Below are 19,098 nucleotides of genomic sequence, written 5' to 3'. Positions count from 1 at the left end.
GCCGTCAGCTCCGCGATCTGCTGAAGCGTCGCGTTCACGTCCGCCGTCACCGTCGTCGTCATCGACTGCACCGAGATCGGCGCACCGCCGCCGACCGGCACGTTCCCCACCATGATCTGACGGCTGATCCGACGCGGCGCCAGCGGCTCCAGCGGCACCGACGGCATACCCAGCGAGACAGAGGTCATTGCTTGCGTAATCCCCACAGTGAGGCGGTGGCCGCCCAGCAGCTCCGGGCCGGCCGGGCGCGCTGCGTACCGGTCGGCGCACCCAGCCCAACGTTACCCGACGCGCCTGACCGCTCAGGTGAACGGTCGGTGCCGGAGCGGGTCAGCCGACCTTCACCGGGTTGACCACGTCCGCGATCATCACCAGGACGGTGAAGCAGAGGAAGATCCCGGCCACCACGTAGGCCACCGGCATCAGCTTGGCCACGTCGAACGGGCCCGGGTCCGGCCGCTTGACCAGACGGGCGAACCGGCGCCGCACCGCCTCCCACAGCGCCCCCGCGATGTGGCCGCCGTCCAGCGGCAGCAGCGGCAGCATGTTCAGCAGGAAGAGCGACAGGTTGAGGCCGCCCAGCAGCTGAAGCATGGTCGCGATCCGCGCGCTCGCGGGCGCGTGCATCGCCAGCACGTCGCCGCCGACCCGGGCCACGCCCACGACCCCGACGGGCGAGTCGAGCGAGCGCTGCTTGCCCTCGAACGCCGCACCCCACAGGCTCGGGATCTTGGACGGCAGCGAGATGATCGAGTGCACGCCCTGCTGCGCCATGCCGGTCATCTTGTCGACGCTCGCGCCGGGGCCCAGCCGGGTGGTCGGGGTGATCGGCTGGATGCCGAGGAAGCCCGCGGTGACGACCTGGTCGGTCGGGTTGCCGTTGGAGTCGATCGCATAGAGCTTGTTGGTCGTCAGCGTCACCGGGACGGTGATCGACTGGCCCTTGCGGTCGACGCCCAGGGTCACCCTCTGGTCCGGGTGCGTGCGGATCTCGTTCTGCAGTTGGTCGTAGCCGGTGATGGTGACGCCGTTGAACGAGGTGATCGTGTCGCCGGCCTTCAGGCCCGCCTTGGCAGCCGGAGTCGGCGGGTCGTTCGTGCCGCAGGTCTGGGTCTGCGCGGACGTCGAGGTCGCCGAGACCACGCACTGCGAGACCGCGGAGATCGTCGGCTTGGCCGTCGGCAGGCCGAAGCCCATCAGCACGATCAGGAACAGCACCACAGCCAGGATCAGGTTCATGAACGGGCCGAAGAACATGATGATGATCCGCTGCCACGGCTTGCGGGTGTAGAACAGCCGCGTCTCGTCCCCCGGCAGGATCTCCTCGTAGGACTGCTCGCGCGCGTCCTCGATCATGCTGCGCCAGGGCGAGGTGGAGCGGGCCACGACCTTGCCGTCGGCGCCGGGCGGGAACATCCCGATCATGCGGATGTATCCGCCGAGCGGGATCGCCTTGACGCCGTACTCGGTCTCGCCCTTCTTGCGTGACCAGATCGTCGGCCCGAAGCCGACCATGTACTGCGGCACCCGCACCTTGAAGATCTTTGCCCAGCTCAGGTGACCCAGTTCGTGCCAGGCGATGGAGAAGAGCAGGCCGAGCGCGAAGATCACGATGCCCAGGATCGTCATCAGTGTCGTCATTCTGCGCCCGCTCCTCTTGGTTCCACGCCGGCCGCCGCTGCGGCCACCCCGCTCAACATCATGCCGTCTTCCCGGCTACCCGGCGGCGATCTCCTTGGCCCGGGCGCGCGCCCAGCCCTCCGCAGCCAGGACGTCCTCGACGGTCAACGAAGTTCCCTTCGCCGGAGTGCCGTGTTCGGAGACGACCTTCGCCACCGTATCCACGATCCCTGTGAACGCGAGCCTGCCCTGGAGGAACGCCTCGACGCACTCCTCGTTCGCGGCGTTGAACACGGCCGGCGCGGTGCCGCCCAGCTGCCCCACCTCGCGGGCCAGCCCGACCGAGGGGAAGGCCTCGGTGTCGAGCGGGAAGAACTCCCACGTGGCGGCCTTGGTCCAGTCGCAGCCGGGCGCGGCGTCCGGCACACGGTCCGGCCAGCCGATACCGAGCGAGATCGGCATCCGCATGTCCGGCGGGCTCGCCTGCGCCATCGTAGAACCGTCGGTGAACTCCACCATCGAGTGGACGATCGACTGCGGATGGACCACGACCTCGATCCGCTCGAACGGGATGTCGTAGAGCAGGTGCGCCTCGATGACCTCCAGGCCCTTGTTGACCAGGGTCGCCGAGTTGATCGTCACGACCGGCCCCATGGCCCAGGTCGGGTGGGCCAGCGCCTGCTCCCTGGTCACCCCGGCCAGCTTCTCGCGACTCCAGCCCCGGAAGGGACCGCCACTGGCGGTCACCACCAACTTGCGGATCTCGCCGCGGGTGCCGGCCGTGAGCGCCTGGAAGAGCGCGGCGTGCTCGGAGTCCACCGGCACGATCTGCCCCGGCTTGGCGAGGGCCTTGACCAGCGGGCCGCCGACGATCAGCGACTCCTTGTTGGCGAGCACCAGCACCCGCCCGGCGCGCAACGCGGCCAGGGTCGGCCGCAGGCCGATGGAGCCGGTGATGCCGTTCAGCACGGAGTGGCACTCCGTCGCCGCGAGCTCGGTCGCGGCGTCCGGCCCGGCCAGCACCTCCGGCAGCGCCGTCCCGGCGGGGGCGCCGGCCTCCAGCGCGGCCTTCAGCTCCGCGACGGCCTCGGGCTGCGCGACGGCGACGACCTTCACCCCGAGCTTGATCGCCTGCTCGGCGAGCAGCGCGACCCGCCCACCGGCGGCGGAGAGTCCCACGACCTTGAACCGGTCCGGGTTCCGCAGCACGACATCGATGGCCTGCGTCCCGATGGAACCGGTCGACCCGAGGATCACCAGCTCCCGGGGACCGTGGGGGTCGGCGACGACGGGCTCGAAGCGCAGATGCGGGTCGGCGAGAAGTGTCATGCGCCCATTCTGTCCTGTCGCTCCCTCCTGGGTTGCACCCCCAGGGGCGCGGGGAACCGCGCGACCGTCCCGCGGCCCTCGGCCGGGACCCCCCGCGCCCCTCGGGCGGCTACGCCGCCGGGGCGCAGTCCGGGACGTGGTGGACCAGGCGCAGGGCAACGCTCTGCGTGTGCGGACGGGAGGGCTCCCAGACCAGCAGCAGGGTGTCGCCGCGCGGGATCGCGCTCGGGCGGATCAGGGTCGCACCGTCAGCGCCGCGTCCGGCCATGACGCGGCCCATCCGGTCCAAGTCGACCGGCCGCAGCGGCTCGGACAGCGCGGCGTGGTGCGCGAGCAGGTCCCGCGCGGCCCGTTCGGCGTCGAGGCGCTCCTCCAGCGCGGCGATGTCGGCGTCGTCGAGCAGCCGCCGGCCCGAGATCCGGGAGACGGCCCGGAACTCCCTGGCGCTGCTGCGGGTGTTCCCGGCGACGACCCTGCGGGCGATGCCGTAGAGCCAGGCCAGCGGAACACCCCGGCGCGGGTCGTAGCCGGCCCGGTGCTCCCAGGTGGCCAGGAAGACGTCGGCGGTGAGGTCCGCCGCCGTGTGCGGGCCGTCGACCCGCCGGGCGACGAATCCGAGCACCGCGTCGAAGTGCGCCCGGTAGAAGGCTCCGAACTGCTCCCGGTCCCCGCCCGGTTCGGGCGGCCGCTCGGTGTGTCCGGGTGGCGTCATGTCACTCCCCTTGCCCTCGCGGGGGCGTTCTCCCCCGTCACCTCTCTTTGGCCCGAGGCGCTCCCGCTGTTACATCCGGCGCACCCCGCACCGACGGCACCTGCCCCCGGCGCGGGGTGCGCCGGGGGCAGGTGTGACGATCGTGGTTGGGGCTCACTGACCGTTCGGGTGGTCCTTGAACCAGGTGATGAAGGCTCCCGCGGGGCTGCCGATGCCGGTGATGTCGTCGAAGCCCTGCGCCGTCTTCAGGCTGGTGTTCTGGTCCTCACGGACCAGCACCGGGCCCTGGTCGCCGGTGTAGGCGAAGCTCGGCTCGTGGCCGCCCAGGGCGGCCGGGTTCGGGACGACGTCGTGGAAGCTCGCCGAGGCGTACTGCTTGTACAGGGCCGGGTTGGCGAAGCCCAGCCGGGAGCCGCTGTTCTGGATGGCCAGCGCCTCCATCCCGCTGAACAGCGGGCAGGCGAGGCTGGTGCCACCGACCGGCTCGTCCCTCCAGACTCCGCCGGTCGGCACGTAGACGACGCTGCCGTCGGCCTTCGGCCGTGCCGAGGCGTTGGCGACGGTCATGCCGACGTCCATGCCGGTGTAGAGGTCCGCGTCCATGGAGACGTCCGGCAGCACGCGGTGGGCGTTGCCGTCGGGCTTGGCCAGTGCGTCGGGGACCACGCCGACCTGGTACGGCGGCTGCGGGAACATCGCGCTGACGCCACCGCCGCCGGCGCCGTCGAACGTGCCCTGCGAGCCCCAGCCGCTGCCCGTGCCCGGGTAGTCCATGCTGCCCCAGCCGGTCTCCCACTTGTAGCCGCCGGAGGAGTCCGTGCCGAGGCTCGTGCCTCCGACGCCGGTCACCCACGGGTCCGACGCGGGGTAGCCCACCGAGGGGCTGGACATCTTCTGCTTGTCGCCGACGGTGAAGTCGCCGTTGTCACCCGTGGAGAAGTTGAAGTTGATGCCCTCGACCGCGCCCTGCTCGTAGATCTGCCGGCCTGCGGCCACCGCGCTCTCGTCGGTGCCGAGCTCCGGGCCGCTCCAGGAGTTGGAGACGATCTGCGCGCTGCCGTGCGAGATGATGTTCTGGAAGGCCTGGTAGAACGACGCGTCGTCGGTGGACTGGGCACCGTAGTAGATGATCTTCGCGTCCGGGGCCATCGCGTGCACGGCCTCGACGTCGAGCGTCTCCTCGCCCCACCAGCCCGCCGCGTCGGCCGCGCTCGTCCGGGTCGGGTCGTAGGACGTCGGGACGTACTGGCTGAACTGACCCGACTTCAGCTCCGGCAGGCCCATCTCCCGGGACCAGCGGTTCACGTCCTGGACGATCGTCGGCGAGGCGTAGGCGTCGACGATGGCCACGGTGACGCCCTGACCGGTCATGCCGCTGGCGGTCGCGCCGTAGGCGGTGCGCAGCTGCTGCGCGGTGTAGCCGCACATCAGCTGCGCCGGGACGCCGTCCGGCCCGGCGGGCAGGCCGGAGGAACGCTCGCCGTAGAAGCGGCTGCAGTTGGGGTTGTCCGCGCCGATCCACAGGCTCGCCCGGCCGACCGGGCTGGAGGTGGTCAGACCGGTGACGGCGGAGACGTAGTCACCGACGTTGGCCGGGTACTGCGGCTGCGAGGTCGGCGCGATGTCCACCCTGCCGTCGTGCTTGTAGCGGTGGATCTTGATCTTCAGCGCGTCCTCGACCTTGGCGATCGTCGTGGAGACGGTGATCGACTGCGAGTCCTGGTTGATGATCCTCATGCCGTCCTGCTTCACCCACTCGGTGACGGCCTGGCCCGCGCCCTGACCGGCGCTGAACGTGGAGGAGAACGCGTCGGCGGAGAGGAACTTGTGGTAGTTCGGGTCACCGGGCGTGCCGACCTCCTGCGCGTACTGCGCGAGGTTCTGCGGCTTGGCCTTGGCGAACCAGACCTGCCCGGTGACCACCATCTTGGGGTTGGCCGGGCCGATGTCGTCGGCCGCGTTCGCCCAGGACGGCGGGTTCCACGACTGCCCACCGGCGGGCGCCGCCATGGTGCCGCCGCCGGCCGAGTCGCTGCTGCTGTTCTTGCCGTTCTTGCCGCTGCCGTGCGAACTGACGACGACGGCCGTGACGGTCACGACCAGCGCGACGGCGATCGCGCCGAAGAGCAGCCCGCGCTTGCGGCGCGGCCTGCCCCCACCGGAACCGCCCTGCGGGCCCAATGGACCACCCGGACCGCCAGGCCCACCAAGGCCGCCAGGTCCGCCAGGTCCGAACGGCCCTCCCGGACCACCGGGGCCACCCGGTCCGCCGTACGGCGGCTGCTGGGGCGGAGGCTGCGGCGGGCCGTAGGGGTTCGGGCCCTGCGGCGGTCGAGGCTGCTGCTGCGGAGCGGGCTGCGGCGGACCGTACGGGCCCGGCCCCTGCGGGCGCGGCGGATACCCCTGCGGCGGGGGCTGCGGCGGGCCGTAGGGATTGGGGCCCTGCGGCGGCTGCGGCCGACCCGGCTGCGGAGGGTAACCCTGCTGCGGCGGCTGCTGGGGCGAGGGCTGCGGCGGGCCGTAGGGGTTGGGGCCCTGCGGCGGCTGCGGCCGACCGGGCTGCGGAGGGTAACCCTGTTGCGGCGGCTGGGGACCTCCGTACGGCGGCTGCCCGGGGTAACCCCGGGGCGGCTGCTGCGGATTCTGCCCGTACGGCGGGTAACTCACGCTGAACCTGCTCCTCGTCGTCGCGACACCGGGAGCCACCGCGCACACGGCCGGCGTTGTCTCGGCGAGCGAGCCCCCGGTGGTCTCCCTCTTCTCGCACGCCAGTGCGCATCGTAGCCGTGAGCGTGTGTCAGGTGTCGCGCGGGTGCGTCCCGTGCAACCGGTGCACCAACGACAACGGGCGGGACGCCCGCGCGTCCCGCCCGTCTGGCCGTCAACCCCCGATCGGGCGATGCACGTTGGGGTGTTTCGCGGGGCCGGGCGCGGCGTCCGCGATCCACGCGCCCTCCCCCGAGGGGTCCAGCACGCCCTCCTCCAGCCAGCTGTAACGCCCCGTCATCACTCGTCCGGCCAGGCGCCGGTCGGCCTCGTCGGTGTTCTCCCAGAGGCGGCCGAACAGCTCCTCGACGCGCACCCGCGCCTGACGGCAGAAGACGTCCGCGAGCTCGTACGCCGCCTTCCCGGTCTCCGGGACCTCGCGCGTGCGCAGCAGTTCGGCCCGCACGCACGCGGCGCTCATCGCGAAGAGCTCGGCACCGATGTCGACGACGCGGGCGAGAAAGCCCTGCTTGGTCTCCATCCGGCCCTGCCAGCGCGACATCCCGTAGAAGGTCGAGCGGGCCAGCTTCCGCGCGCTGCGCTCGACGTAGCGCAGGTGCCCGGACAGGTCGGGGTGCCCGGCCCGGTGGAACTCGCGGTAGGAGGTCGGCACCTGGCCCGGCCCGGTGACCAGCTTGGGCAGCCAGGCGGCGTAGAACGCGCCGGCCTTGGCCGCCGCGCGGCCCTTGCGGCGCAGGTCCGCCTCCGGCTCGATCAGGTCCCCGGCCACCTTCAGGTGGGCGTCGACGGCCTCGCGGGCGATCAGCAGGTGCATGATCTCGGTCGAGCCCTCGAAGATCCGGTTGATCCGCATGTCGCGCAGCACCTGCTCGGCCGGGACCGCGCGCTCGCCTCGCGCGGCCAGCGAGGCGGCCGTCTCGTAGCCGCGTCCGCCGCGGATCTGCACCAGCTCGTCGGCCATCAGCCAGCCCATCTCCGAGCCGTAGAGCTTGGCGAGGGCGGCCTCGATGCGGATGTCGTTGCGGTCCTCGTCGGCCATCTGACCGGCCAGCTCAACGACGGCCTCCAGGGCGAACGTCGTCGCGGCGATGAAGGAGATCTTGGTCGCCACGGCCTCGTGCGCGGCGATCGACCGGCCCCACTGCTCGCGCTCGGCCGACCACTCCCGCGCGATCTTCAGGCACCACTTGCCGGCGGCCACACACATCGCGGGCAGCGACAGCCGTCCAGTGTTGAGCGTCGTCAGCGCGATCCGCAGGCCGTCGCCCTCGCGTCCGATCAGGTTCGCGGCCGGGACCCGCACGCCGTCGAAGCGCGTCACGCCGTTCTCGATGCCGCGCAGGCCCATGAACGCGTTGCGGTTCTCGACGGTGAGGCCCGGCGAGTCCGCCTCGACGACGAAGGCGCTGATGCCGCCCCGGTGCCCCTCCGACTTCGGCACCCTGGCCATCACGACGAGCAGCTCCGCGACGACGCCGTTGGTCGTCCACAGCTTCACGCCGTCCAGGACGTACTGCGAGCCGTCCTCGCTGGGCCGCGCGGTGGTGGCCAGCCGGGCCGGGTCGCTGCCGACGTCCGGCTCGGTCAGCAGGAACGCGGTGATGGCGGTCGTCGCGCAGCGCGGCAGGAAGGCGCGCTTCTGCTCGGGCGTACCGAACAGCTTGAGGGGCTGCGGCACCCCGATCGACTGGTGCGCGGAGACCAGCGCCGCGACGGCCGGGCTGACGCTGCCGATGAGGGTGAGCGCCCGGTTGTAGTGCACCTGGGTGAGACCGAGCCCGCCGTACTCGCGGTCGATCTTCATCCCGAAGACGCCGAGCTCCTGCAACCCGCGGACCGCCTCGTCGGGGATCTTCGCGTCGCGCTCGATGACGGCGCCGTCGAGCTTCTTCTCGCAGAACTCGCGCAGTCGCGCCAGGAACTCCGTGCCCTCCCGCTCGGCGTCCGCGTCGGGCAGCGGATGCGGGTGGATGAGGTCCAGACGGAAACGGCCCAGGAACAGTTCCTTGGCGAAGCTGGGCTTACGCCAATCCTGTTCCCGGGCCTCCTCCGCGACGCGACGAGCCTCGCGTTCGGTGACCTTGGGCGCATCGACCGGGGGGACGGTGCCGGACATGGGGCATCACCTCACTCACGGTGGGCTACCTGCCAGTATGTCCCGACCGTACGCTGGGTGCACCCATGGTCACCAGGGGTGAGACGTCGTCCTGACTCGTTCTGCCTACAGAGCCAGGCCGGTGAGCACGAGCACGCGCTCGTAGGTGTAGTCGGCCATCGCGTAGGCGACGCCCTCGCGGCCCACGCCGGAGTCCTTCACGCCGCCGTACGGCATCTGGTCGGCGCGGTAGGACGGCGCGTCGCCGATCACGACACCGCCGACCTCGAGCTCGCGGTGGGCGCGGAAGGCCACCTGCACGTCGTGCGTGAAGACGCCCGCCTGCAGACCGAACTTCGAGTTGTTGACCGCGGCGAACGCCTCGTCCACGCCGTCGACCTTCTGCAGCGACAGCACCGGGCCGAAGACCTCCTCGGTGGCGAGGGTGACGCCACCGGGCAGCTCGCTGACGACGGTGGGCGCGTAGCTGGCACCGTCACGCGTGCCGCCGGCCAGCAGCTTGGCGCCGGCGTTCACGGCCTCGTCCACCCAGGACTCGACCCGCTTGGCGGCGTCCTCGCTGACCAGCGGACCGACGTCGACGGCGTCGTCGCTCGGGTCACCGGTCACCTGGGCGCCGACCTTCTCGACGACCTTCTCGACCAGGCGGTCGTAGATCGTGGCGTCGGCGATGACGCGCTGCACCGAGATGCAGGACTGGCCGCCCTGGTAGTTGGCGAAGGTCGCGATGCGGGTCGCGGCCCAGTCCAGGTCCGCCTCGGAGTTCCAGTCGCCGAGCACGACGGCGGCGGCGTTGCCACCGAGCTCCAGGGTGACGTGCTTGCGCGGCACGGAGTCGAGGATGGCGTAGCCGACCTTGTCCGAACCGGTGAAGGAGATCACGGGCAGACGCGGGTCCTGCACGAGCGCCGGCATGCGGTCGTTCGGGACGGTCAGCACGGACCAGGAGCCGGCCGGCAGGTCGGTCTCGGCCAGGATCTCGCCCAGGATCAGCGCGGAGAGCGGGGTGGCCGGGGCGGGCTTGAGGATGATCGGCGCACCGACGGCGATCGCCGGGGCGACCTTGTGCGCGACCAGGTTCAGCGGGAAGTTGAACGGCGCGATACCGAGCACGACACCGCGGTTGAAGCGGCGCACGATGCCGAGGCGGCCGGTGCCGCCGGCGTCGGTGTCCAGGCGCTGGCCCTCACCGCTGTTGAAGCGACGCGCCTCCTCGGCGGCCCAGCGGAACACGGAGACGGCACGGCCGACCTCGCCGCGGGACCACTTGATCGGCTTGCCGTTCTCGGCGGTGATGAGCTGCGCGATCTCCTCGGTGCGCTCGGCCAGCCGCTTGGAGACGTGGTCCAGGGCGGCGGCGCGTACGTACGCGGGGGTGGCGGCGAACTCGTCCTTCACCGCGTAGGCGGCCGCGACGGCCTCCTCGACCTGCGCGTCGCTCGCGAGACTCACCTTGCCGACGACCCGGCCGTCGTACGGGTGGTGCACATCGAGCGTCTCGGGGCCGGTCTCCTGCCGCCCCGCCAGCCAGAATGCGTAGGTGGTGGTCACCGCGGTCACCGGCCCTTCCGTCGTATGAATCCAGGACTTTTCAGCTCCCACGGTAGGCCGGAAGTCGACCCACGCCGCTTGTCCATACCGTACGAGTCGGGATCAGCGACATCGACACATCGGCCATGCGCGACCCTGGCATCACTCGCCCGAAGCGCGCAGCGCCATCCAGAGCTCCATGCGCACGTCCGCGTCGTCCAGCGTGCGGCCGAGCAGTTCCTCCACCCGGCGCATGCGGTACCGCAGCGTGTGCCGGTGCACACCGAGATCCGCCGCCGCCGCGTCCCACTGACCGTGGCGCGAGAGCCAGGCCCGCAGGCTTGCCTCCAGATCACCGCGCGAGGTGCGGTCGTGCTCGCGCAGCGGCCGCAGCAGGCCCTCGGCGAAGGCCTGGACGGCCTCCTCGCCGAGCAGCGGCAGCAGCGAGCCCGCGCCGACCTCGGCGTGGTCCACGCTGCGACGCCCGCTGCGCCGCGCGACGGCCAGCGCCCGCTCCGCCTCCGCCGCGGCGGAACCCGCGGACTCCAGCGTCGTCGCGGAGGAGATGCCCACCGCAACGGTCTCCAGATCGTCCCCGGCGGCCAGATCCGTGCAGACCTGGTGCACCATCCCGCCGTCGACGGCGACCAGCACCAGCCGGTCGCCCTCCGGCGCCAGCAGCAGCGCCTCGCCGGTCCGCGCGGCGGCCTGCTCCGCACGGTCGCCGAGCTCGGCCAGGCCCGCGCCCTCGGCGATCAGCACCCGCACCGGCCCCTGCGGCAGCCCGCCGAGCAGCGCGCCCGCGACCTCCTTGGCAATCACCGTCTCGCCCGCGAGGACCAGACGCAGCAGCGCGGTCCGCATCCGGTCCTCGGCCCGGCGCAGGTCGCGCGAGCGTTCCAGGGTCAGCGTCAGCAGCGCGACGGCGGCGTTGACGACGTAGCGCTCACCGGAGGTCAGCCGGTCCTCGGTGCCGACGGCGAGGAAGCCGCGGGCGCGACGGTCCGCGCCGAGCGACTGCAGTACCACGTAGTCCTGGGTGCCCCCGGTGTCGCCCTGCAGGGCCATGCTCGCGGGCGCGGGCTGCGCGCGCAGCCGCTCGACCTCGGGGCGGAGCCGCCCTGCCCGGCGCGCGGCCCAGTCCGGCGCGGCCACGACCACGCCGCCGGACGCGTCGTACAGCGCGGCCCAGCCGCCCAGCCGGGCCGCGAGCCGGCCCACGACGGCGGCCGTCCCGTCCTTGCCGAGCGCGGCGCGGGTCAGCTCCTCCTGGGCCTCGAAGCTGGTGGTGACGGCCTTGTACTGCTCGGCGGCGAGAGCAGCCGTCACGGCCTTGCTGATCGCGATGAACGGCGTCGGCTGGGGCACTTCCAGCAGCGGCAGCGACCGCTCCGCGGCGGCCTCGACCAGTGCCTGCGGCACCTCGTCGTAGGTCAGCCCCACGCCGATCCCGAGGCCCGCGACGCCCGCGTCCGCCAGCCGGTGCACGTACTGGCGCAGTTTCTCCTTGGCCTTGCCGAGCTTCAGTCCCGTGGTCAGCAGCAGTTCGCCGCCCCCCAGGTAGGGGACCGGGTCGTCCAGCTCGCTCGTGTGCACCCAGCGGACGGGCCGGTCCAACGCGTCCTCGCCCGCGCGGACCACCAGGCCGAGCCCCGGCATCGAGACCAGGGAGGCCACCGTGACACTGCTGAGCCGCACCTCGTCGTCGGGGCGCGGGGGCTTCTCGTGAGACATGACACCTTCGGCGGAACGGGGACGCCGCGTCGTTGCGGCTTCGGACAAGGACCTTGGACGACACGTCCAACGCCTCTGCGTCGATTCTGCCTCAGCGGCGCAGCTACTCGCGCGTTCGTTCGCGCGGGATCGGTTCGCGCGGGATCGTTCGCGCGGGTTCGTTCGCGCGGGTTCGGTTCGCTAGGGCAGTCGCACGAGCAGGGGCGGCACCTGCGACCCGTCCACCGAGGTCAGCGAGACCACCGCGTGCCCGCGCGGGAGCACCTGAGCGAGGTCCGACGCGGACCAGCGCCGACGTTCCACCTTCCGGGTGGTCACGCTCTCCGTCTGCGCCCGCTCGCCCTCCAGCAGGGCGCGCATCCCCCGGAACGAACGGCGGACGATACCGCCGGAGGTGTCCAGCGAGCGGGTCACGTCCCGCTCGTCGACCCAGACCGTGCCCCAGGCCTCCTCGAACAGCTTGCCGTCCCACGGCGCCATGCCGGGGAACGCCATCCGGCCACCGACGGCGCCGAACAGCGGAGCGCGCAGCGCCTCGGGCAGGTCCACCAGCGTGCGCAGCCCGAGGACGGCGCCCGCGTTCGCGCCGCGCAGCCGCTGCAGTCCGCGGATCGCGTGTGTGTCCACGGCCGCCGAGGCGTCGTCGACGACCAGCCCGGCGAAGAGCGAGCGGTCCGCACGGCTCGCCGCGGCGTGCAGGAACTGGCCGACAGCCAGCCGGGCCAGGATCCGCGAGGCCTCGGGGTGGCTGTGCTCAGGCAGTGCGATCCGTACCCGCAGCGGGTGGTCGAGGGCGCGCAGCGCGAACAGCGGCAGGGCGGGCCCGTCGCCCGCCGACGGGTTGAAGCTCCCGGCGAAGACGGGACGGTCCAGCAACGCCAGGCGGTCCGCGAGCAGCGTGCCGGGATCATCCGCGAGGCCGTGCATACGCTCACGCTGGGCCAGCTCGTGCTGGTGGCGCTCCAGGGCGCCGCCGCGCTGCACGGCGGCGAGCAGCGCCGCCCAGGCCCGCTCCTCGCCCCGCAGCAGCAGCACCAGCTCCCGCACACCGGGGAGCCGGCCGTAGCCGGACTCGAAGGGGCCGACGATCTGCTGGAGCACGAGCCGCGCCGACTCCGTGCGCAGCGCGAGCTCGTCCGGCAGCAACGCGTCCGCGAGCCGGGCCGCCGCCTCGTCCGCGTGGACCGCGCCACCGAACAGGTCCAGCCCGTACCCGGTATGCGGATCGCCCGGCGCGACCACGACGTCGTACCAGGACGCCGGCCCGAGGTCGGCGTCGGCTGCGCCGACGACGACCACGACGGCGCTGCCGGTCAGCGCCTGCAGACACAGCGCCTCGGCGACGGGCCGCGCCAACCGCGTCGTCTTCCCGCTCCCCGCGGGCCCGACGGCCAGCAGGGAGGTGCCGAGCAGCAGCGGGTCGAGCGCGAGGTCGGCGCCCCGGTACCCGGCGGGATTCTTCGGCACGTTCTCGACGGCACCGAGCCGCAGCTGACGCATCAGCAGGTCGTGGGCGAGACTCCGCCCCACCAGATCCCGCGCCCCGGACGGATGCGCGCACGCGACGGCCCCGTACTCACGGACTGCGTCCAGCAACCCCGCCAACCGCCCCGGCTCCCGCCGCACCCGCTCCAACGCGGTCAGCAACCGCTGATGATCGACATCCCCGACCAGCCCCCGCGCGGTCTCCGCGTCCAGCACCCCGAGCGCCCCCACCCCGGCCACCCCTCTCAGCGGCGCCCACACATCCACGGGCGGCACGGCAGCCTCGCCCGCCCGCCGCTGCTTCTCCTCGACCTGGTCACGCCGGAGGTCGAGGAGCTGCCGGAGGGCGGGAAGCACGTAGCGCCGCGCGACAGCGCGCCAGCGACCCATCCGACCGAAGATCCAGATCAGCAGCAGCGCCGTCAGGACCCAGAGGATGTTGGCGATCATGATGGCTGTGGAGTCGTTCCGCTGCACAGCGGCGATCTCCCCCGGGAAGAGGAAGGTGAAGGTCCACGTGATGGCCGGCTGCGCGTAGACGAAGAGCTCCCACGCCACCAAGGCGTTCAGGCCTGCCCGCAGCAACAGCTTCCACCCCGGGATCGCGTCCTCCGCGAGGGTGCGCTCGTCGGAGGGCCGCGGCTCGGGGCCCAGGGAGAAGACGCCCGCAGGGGCACGGTGGCGCTTCGCGGAGACCCAGCCGACGAGGTCGAAGCCCGTGCCCGCGGCGGGCTGAGCCGGGTGCTGGGAGGGGATCCGCGGCGGAACGCTCGGCATCGGTGGGATCGAGGACATCGCCGGGATCGGTGACTCCGGGGGGACCGCCGTGTGCCCGTCGAGTGACATCGCCGTCCCACTCCCTTGCGCCCGCACACAAGCCCGCCACGAAGCTCTCAAGATAGTGGAGCGGACCCGCCCCCGTCCGGAAGCACGCACATCATGATCAGTGTCCGCACCGGACAACTCCACCGGCCGACCACTCCCCTTCGGCGTATGCCCGAGCCCCGGCCCCGCCGTAGCCTGCTCAAAGGGGACGATCCCCCCTCGCCGCCTCGGACCCGAGAGCCCGAAGGCCCGACCCACACAACGCATGGGAGACCACCTCATGAGCGCTGCTCAGCTTCCCGGCGGCCCCTCGCTCCCGCAGGAGCGCCGCCTCGTCACCGCGATCCCCGGGCCGAAGTCGCAGGAGCTGCAGGCACGCAAGCTCGCGGCGGTGGCCGCCGGCGTCGGCACCACGCTGCCGGTCTACATCACCCGTGCCGGTGGCGGCGTCGTCGAGGACGTCGACGGCAACTCCCTGATCGACTTCGGCTCCGGCATCGCCGTCACCAACGTCGGCAACGCCGCCGAGCTGGTCGTCGAGCGCGCCTCGCAGCAGCTGGCCGCGTTCACGCACACCTGCTTCATGGTCACCCCCTACGAGGGCTACGTCGCCGTCGCCGAGCAGCTCAACGAGCTGACCCCGGGTGACCACGAGAAGCGCACCGCGCTGTTCAACTCGGGCGCCGAGGCCGTCGAGAACGCCGTCAAGATCGCGCGTGCCTACACCAAGCGCACCGCCGTCGTGGTCTTCGACCACGGCTACCACGGCCGCACCAACCTCACCATGGGCATGACCGCGAAGAACATGCCCTACAAGCAGGGCTTCGGCCCGTTCGCGCCCGAGGTCTACCGCGTTCCGCTCGCCTACCCCTACCGCTGGCTGACCGGCGCCGAGAACTGCGCCGCCGAGGCCGCCGCCCAGGCGATCGACATCATCAACAAGCAGATCGGCGCCGACAACGTCGCCGCCATCGTGATCGAGCCCATCCAGGGCGAGGGCGGCTTCATCGAGCCGGCCAAGGGCTTCCTGCCCGCGATCGTCGAGTTCGCGAAGGCGAACGGCATCGTCTTCGTCGCCGACGAGATCCAGACCGGCTTCTGCCGCACCGGCCAGTGGTTCGCCTGTGACGACGAGGGCATCGTCCCGGACCTGATCACCACCGCCAAGGGCATCGCGGGCGGTCTGCCGCTCGCCGCCGTGACCGGCCGCGCCGAGATCATGGACGCCGCCCACGCCGGTGGCCTCGGTGGCACCTACGGTGGCAACCCGGTCGCCTGCGCCGCCGCGCTGGGCTCGATCGAGACCATGAAGCAGCTGGACCTCAACGCCAAGGCCCAGGCCATCGGCGAGACCATGCTGACCCGCCTGCGCGCCTTCGCCGAGAAGTTCGACGTCATCGGCGACGTCCGCGGCCGCGGCGCGATGATCGCCATCGAGCTGGTCAAGTCCGGCACCAAGGACCCGAACCCGGAGGCGGCCGCCGCCCTGGCGAAGTTCTGCCACAACGAGGGCCTCCTGGTCCTGACCGCCGGCACCTACGGCAACGTGCTGCGCTTCCTTCCGCCGCTGGTCATGCCGCAGGAGCTGCTGGTCGAGGGCCTCGACATCCTCGAGAACGCCTTCGCCGCGCTCTGATCCCGGTTCCGCACAGCACGGTGCCCCCGACGGCTTCGCCAATTCGTTGGCCCGTCGGGGGCACAGTGCTGTGACGACCGCCCCCGTGCGGGGTAGTGATCGCCCGCATGAAGTCCCTGCCGCGCCTGCTCGCCGCGCTCGTGCTGACCCTCCTGCTCCTGCCGGTCTCCGCCGCTCACGCCGCCCAGGCCACCGGCGCCTCTGGCGCCTCTGGCGCCACCGGCTCCATGAACCGTGAGCGCGTCCGCGGCCTCCAGGCCGTCCAGGTCGCCCTGGCCCAGCTGGGCACCCCCTACGCCTGGGGCGGCGGCACCCTCACCGGCCCTTCGCTCGGCTTCTGCGACGGCGAGAACGGCTACCTGCCCGACGGCAGCTGCTCGGCCGTCCACACCGTCGGCTTCGACTGCAGCGGCCTGGTCCGGTACGCCTGGTACCAGGCCAGCGCCGGCACCATCGCCCTCCCCCACTACAGCGTCGCCCAGTCCCTGCTCGGCCACCCGGTCACGCGGCGCGACGACCTGCTCCCCGGAGACCTGCTCTTCTTTGCCGAACCCGGTGGCCGGATCCACCACGTCGGCCTCTATCTGGGCGACGGCGCAATGGTCCACGCCGAGCACACCGGCACCCTGGTCACCGTCCTGCGGGACGTCTTCCACGACCCGAAATGGGGCCCGCGCCTGGTCGCGGCGGTCCGGCCCGAACCCCTGCCCGAAGCGTTGCCTCTCGCCGGTGAAGATGGTGTGCGGACCTGATGGCGGGTGGGTGAGACGGATCGCCCTCCCGGTCACAGTGACGTACTGTCAAGACAGATGGAGGAGCACGACATCACCGAGGACACCACAACGGATCCTTCGCCGGATCCCCTCAGCCGATCGACCGAACGCCTAGCTCAAACCCCCCGGGCCAAGCGGGACGTCGATCACCTCAGCCGCCCCGGAGCTCTCCCCCCTGCTCCGGGGCGGCTTCGTGCTGCCCTCTTCCGGTCCGTGTGGTTCCCGCTCGCGCTGCTGGCCGTCCTGTCCGTGCTGACCCAGCAGGTGCTCGCGAACGGCCCGCTGCTGGCCGTCGACCGCTGGGTCCGCGACACGGTCCAGGGCTGGGTCGCGGCCGATCCCTGGTCTTGGACGAACACGCTCGCGGAGCGCTGGACCGACCTGGGCGTCGCCACGTACTCGGGCGCCGTCCTCACCGCGGTCACGCTCGTCGTCACGATCCGCCTGCGCTCCTGGCGCCCGCTCGTCGCGGCCCTGCTGGCCGCGTGCGCGCTGTTCGGCACGGTCATCCCCGCCAAGATCCTGATCGGCCGCCCCGGCCCGGAGGGCGCCCCCGTCGCCCCCGGCGACTGGGGCTGGTTCCCCTCCGGACACACCGCCACTGCCTCGATCTGCCTCGGCACCGCCGCCCTGATCCTCTGCACCGCCTGGCCCGGCCTGCGCCGCCTTGCCTACCCGGCCACCGCGTTCGTCTGCGCCGGGGTGGGCTTCTGCCTCATCTGGCGCAACTACCACTGGCTCTGGGACGTGGTGGCGAGCGGCTGCCTGACCGGCATCGTGCTCTGGTGCCTGTGCCGGTGGCCACTGCGCCGCCACGCCGCCGAGAAGTCCTGAAAAATATCTTCGACGGTGATGTCGAGACCGTGCGGCCGGCTCCGTCCCAGGGGTGAAGGCGGCCACAATGGGTCGCACCAGCACCGAGGAGAAGAACCACCATGGCCAAGTACCTGCTGCTGAAGCACTACCGCGGCGCGCCCGAGGCGGTGAACTGCGTCCCCATGGACCAGTGGACGCCGGAGGAGATCTCCGCGCACATGCAGTACATGAGCGACTTCGCGTCCCGTCTGGAGAAGTCGGGCGAGTTCGTCGACGGTCAGGCCGTGGCTCCCGAGGGCACCTGGGTCCGGTACGACGGCGAAGGCCGCCCGCCGGTCACGGACGGACCCTTCGCGGAGACCAAGGACCTCATCGCCGGCTGGATGGTCATCGACGTCGACAGCTACGAGCGGGCCGTCGAGCTCGCCGGTGAGCTGTCGGCCGCGCCCGGGTCGGGCGGAAAGCCGATCCACGAGTGGCTGGAGCTGCGCCCGTTCCTGGCCCTTCCGCCGAACTTCATGGAGTGAACCGTTCGTGATGGCCTCGATCGACGAGAACTGCGACGAACCGCTCGACGAGCTGCTGCGGGACGTGTCCCCGAGCGTGCTCACCGTCCTCGTCCGCCGTGGAGCCGACTTCGCGGAGGCCGAGGACGCCGTCCAGGAAGCGCTGATCGAGGCCGTCCGCGTCTGGCCGGCCGACCCGCCACGAGACCCCAAGGGCTGGCTGGTCACCGTGGCCTGGCGCAAGTTCCTCGACGCGAGCCGGGCCGACAGCGCCCGTCGGCGCCGCGAGGACCGAGTGGAGGAGGAACCGCCCCCCGGTCCGGTGCCCGAGAGCGACGACACGCTCCAGCTGTACTTCCTCTGCGCCCACCCGTCCCTGACGCCGGCGTCCGCGGTCGCGCTCACGCTGCGGGCCGTCGGCGGGCTCACCACGCGGCAGATCGCCCAGGCCTACCTGGTCCCCGAGGCCACCATGGCCCAACGCATCAGCCGTGCCAAACGGACCGTCTCGGACGTGCGGTTCGACCAGCCGGGCGACGTCGCCACCGTGCTGCGGGTGCTCTATCTGGTCTTCAACGAGGGCTACTCCGGGGACATCGACCTCGCCGCCGAGGCGATCCGGCTCACCCGCCGCCTCGCGGCCTCGATCGACCACCCCGAGGTAGCAGGTCTGCTCGCCCTCATGCTGCTCCACCACGCCCGCCGCGCCGCTCGCACCGCACCCGACGGCGGCCTGGTCCCGCTCGCCGAGCAGGACCGCACCCGATGGGACACGGCGACGATCGCCGAGGGCGTCGGTATCCTCCAGGCCGCCCTCGCCCGCGACCGGCTCGGCGAGTTCCAGGCCCAGGCCGCCATCGCGGCCCTCCACGCGGACGCCCTCACCGTGGAGGAGACGGACTGGGTGCAGATCGTCGAGTGGTACGACGAGCTGGTGGCCCTGACGGACAGCCCGGTCGTCCGCCTCAACCGGGCCGTCGCCGTCGGCGAGGCCGACGGCCCCCGCGCCGGCCTCGCGGCCCTCGCGGAACTCGACGCCGCCCTCCCCCGCCACGCCGCGGTCGCGGCTTACCTCCACGAGCGCGATGGCAATCCGGCACGAGCCGCCGCGCTGTACGCGGAGGCGGCCGGAAAGGCACCGAATCTCGCCGAACGCGACTACCTGACACGGCAGGCCGCGCGGCTCAACCATCGCTGACCCGGAACGCAGTGAAGCCCCCTGACCGGAGGTCAGGGGGCTTCACTGTAATAGTTGTTCGGCGGCGTCCTACTCTCCCACAGGGTCCCCC

The 19,098-nt window shown here is 72.1% G+C and carries 14 protein-coding genes; 5 read left to right on the top strand and 9 right to left on the bottom strand.

Annotation, left to right across the window (positions count from 1 at the left end):
* The 9 genes from ABH931_RS38915 to ABH931_RS38875 form a co-directional block, all read right to left on the bottom strand.
* Window positions 1–188, bottom strand: a 188-nt coding sequence (locus ABH931_RS38915) for a flavodoxin-dependent (E)-4-hydroxy-3-methylbut-2-enyl-diphosphate synthase (RefSeq protein WP_370124593.1), incomplete at its 3' end; no start/stop codon positions are given.
* Between the two features lie 142 nt (window positions 189–330).
* Window positions 331–1,641: an RIP metalloprotease gene (locus tag ABH931_RS38910; protein ID WP_370124591.1), complete on the bottom strand. Its 1,311-nt coding sequence runs from the start codon at window positions 1,639–1,641 to the stop codon at window positions 331–333.
* Window positions 1,642–1,716: 75 nt separating this feature from the next.
* Window positions 1,717–2,949 carry a 1-deoxy-D-xylulose-5-phosphate reductoisomerase gene (gene dxr / locus ABH931_RS38905; RefSeq protein ID WP_370124589.1) on the bottom strand — a complete coding sequence of 411 codons (1,233 nt, stop codon included), beginning with the start codon at window positions 2,947–2,949 and terminating at the stop codon, window positions 1,717–1,719.
* A 109-nt stretch (window positions 2,950–3,058) separates the two neighbouring features.
* A complete protein-coding gene (locus ABH931_RS38900) occupies window positions 3,059–3,661 on the bottom strand; it encodes an RNA polymerase sigma factor (protein WP_370124587.1) in 603 nt (200 codons plus the stop codon).
* Between the two features lie 153 nt (window positions 3,662–3,814).
* A complete protein-coding gene (locus ABH931_RS38895; protein WP_370124585.1) occupies window positions 3,815–5,842 on the bottom strand; it encodes a protease pro-enzyme activation domain-containing protein in 2,028 nt (675 codons plus the stop codon).
* Between the two features lie 700 nt (window positions 5,843–6,542).
* Window positions 6,543–8,504, bottom strand: coding sequence for an acyl-CoA dehydrogenase family protein (locus tag ABH931_RS38890; protein ID WP_370124583.1), 1,962 nt, complete (start codon window positions 8,502–8,504; stop codon window positions 6,543–6,545).
* Between the two features lie 105 nt (window positions 8,505–8,609).
* Window positions 8,610–10,055 carry an aldehyde dehydrogenase family protein gene (locus ABH931_RS38885; protein ID WP_370124595.1) on the bottom strand — a complete coding sequence of 482 codons (1,446 nt, stop codon included), beginning with the start codon at window positions 10,053–10,055 and terminating at the stop codon, window positions 8,610–8,612.
* Between the two features lie 141 nt (window positions 10,056–10,196).
* Complete coding sequence (locus tag ABH931_RS38880) at window positions 10,197–11,768, bottom strand: PucR family transcriptional regulator (RefSeq protein WP_370124581.1); 1,572 nt, start codon at window positions 11,766–11,768, stop codon at window positions 10,197–10,199.
* Between the two features lie 180 nt (window positions 11,769–11,948).
* Window positions 11,949–14,030, bottom strand: a complete 2,082-nt coding sequence (locus ABH931_RS38875) for an ATP-binding protein (RefSeq protein ID WP_370124579.1) — start codon at window positions 14,028–14,030, stop codon at window positions 11,949–11,951.
* Window positions 14,031–14,358: 328 nt separating this feature from the next.
* On the opposite strand from ABH931_RS38875, the gene gabT reads away from it, so the two are divergent.
* The 5 genes from gabT (at window position 14,359) to ABH931_RS38850 (ending at window position 19,007) form a co-directional block, all read left to right on the top strand.
* The gene (gene gabT / locus ABH931_RS38870) at window positions 14,359–15,714 is read left to right on the top strand and encodes a 4-aminobutyrate--2-oxoglutarate transaminase (RefSeq protein WP_370124578.1); all 1,356 of its coding nucleotides are present in this window, start codon (window positions 14,359–14,361) and stop codon (window positions 15,712–15,714) included.
* Window positions 15,715–15,821: 107 nt separating this feature from the next.
* Entirely contained in the window at window positions 15,822–16,466 is a 645-nt protein-coding gene (locus ABH931_RS38865; protein ID WP_370124576.1) for a C40 family peptidase, read from the top strand.
* Window positions 16,467–16,700: 234 nt separating this feature from the next.
* Window positions 16,701–17,321: a phosphatase PAP2 family protein gene (locus ABH931_RS38860; protein WP_370124574.1), complete on the top strand. Its 621-nt coding sequence runs from the start codon at window positions 16,701–16,703 to the stop codon at window positions 17,319–17,321.
* Between the two features lie 101 nt (window positions 17,322–17,422).
* Entirely contained in the window at window positions 17,423–17,830 is a 408-nt protein-coding gene (locus ABH931_RS38855; RefSeq protein ID WP_370124572.1) for a YciI family protein, read from the top strand.
* Window positions 17,831–17,840: 10 nt separating this feature from the next.
* Window positions 17,841–19,007 (top strand): RNA polymerase sigma factor, encoded by a 1,167-nt coding sequence (locus tag ABH931_RS38850; RefSeq protein ID WP_370124570.1) that lies wholly within the window; start codon window positions 17,841–17,843, stop codon window positions 19,005–19,007.
* The last annotated feature ends 91 nt before the right edge of the window (window positions 19,008–19,098 follow it).

This window comes from Streptacidiphilus sp. MAP12-33 (assembly GCF_041261265.1).
Classification (GTDB): Bacteria; Actinomycetota; Actinomycetes; order Streptomycetales; family Streptomycetaceae; genus Streptacidiphilus.
The sequence above is the reverse complement of the archived record's forward strand: the minus strand, read 5'-3'. Positions and strand labels throughout refer to the sequence as shown.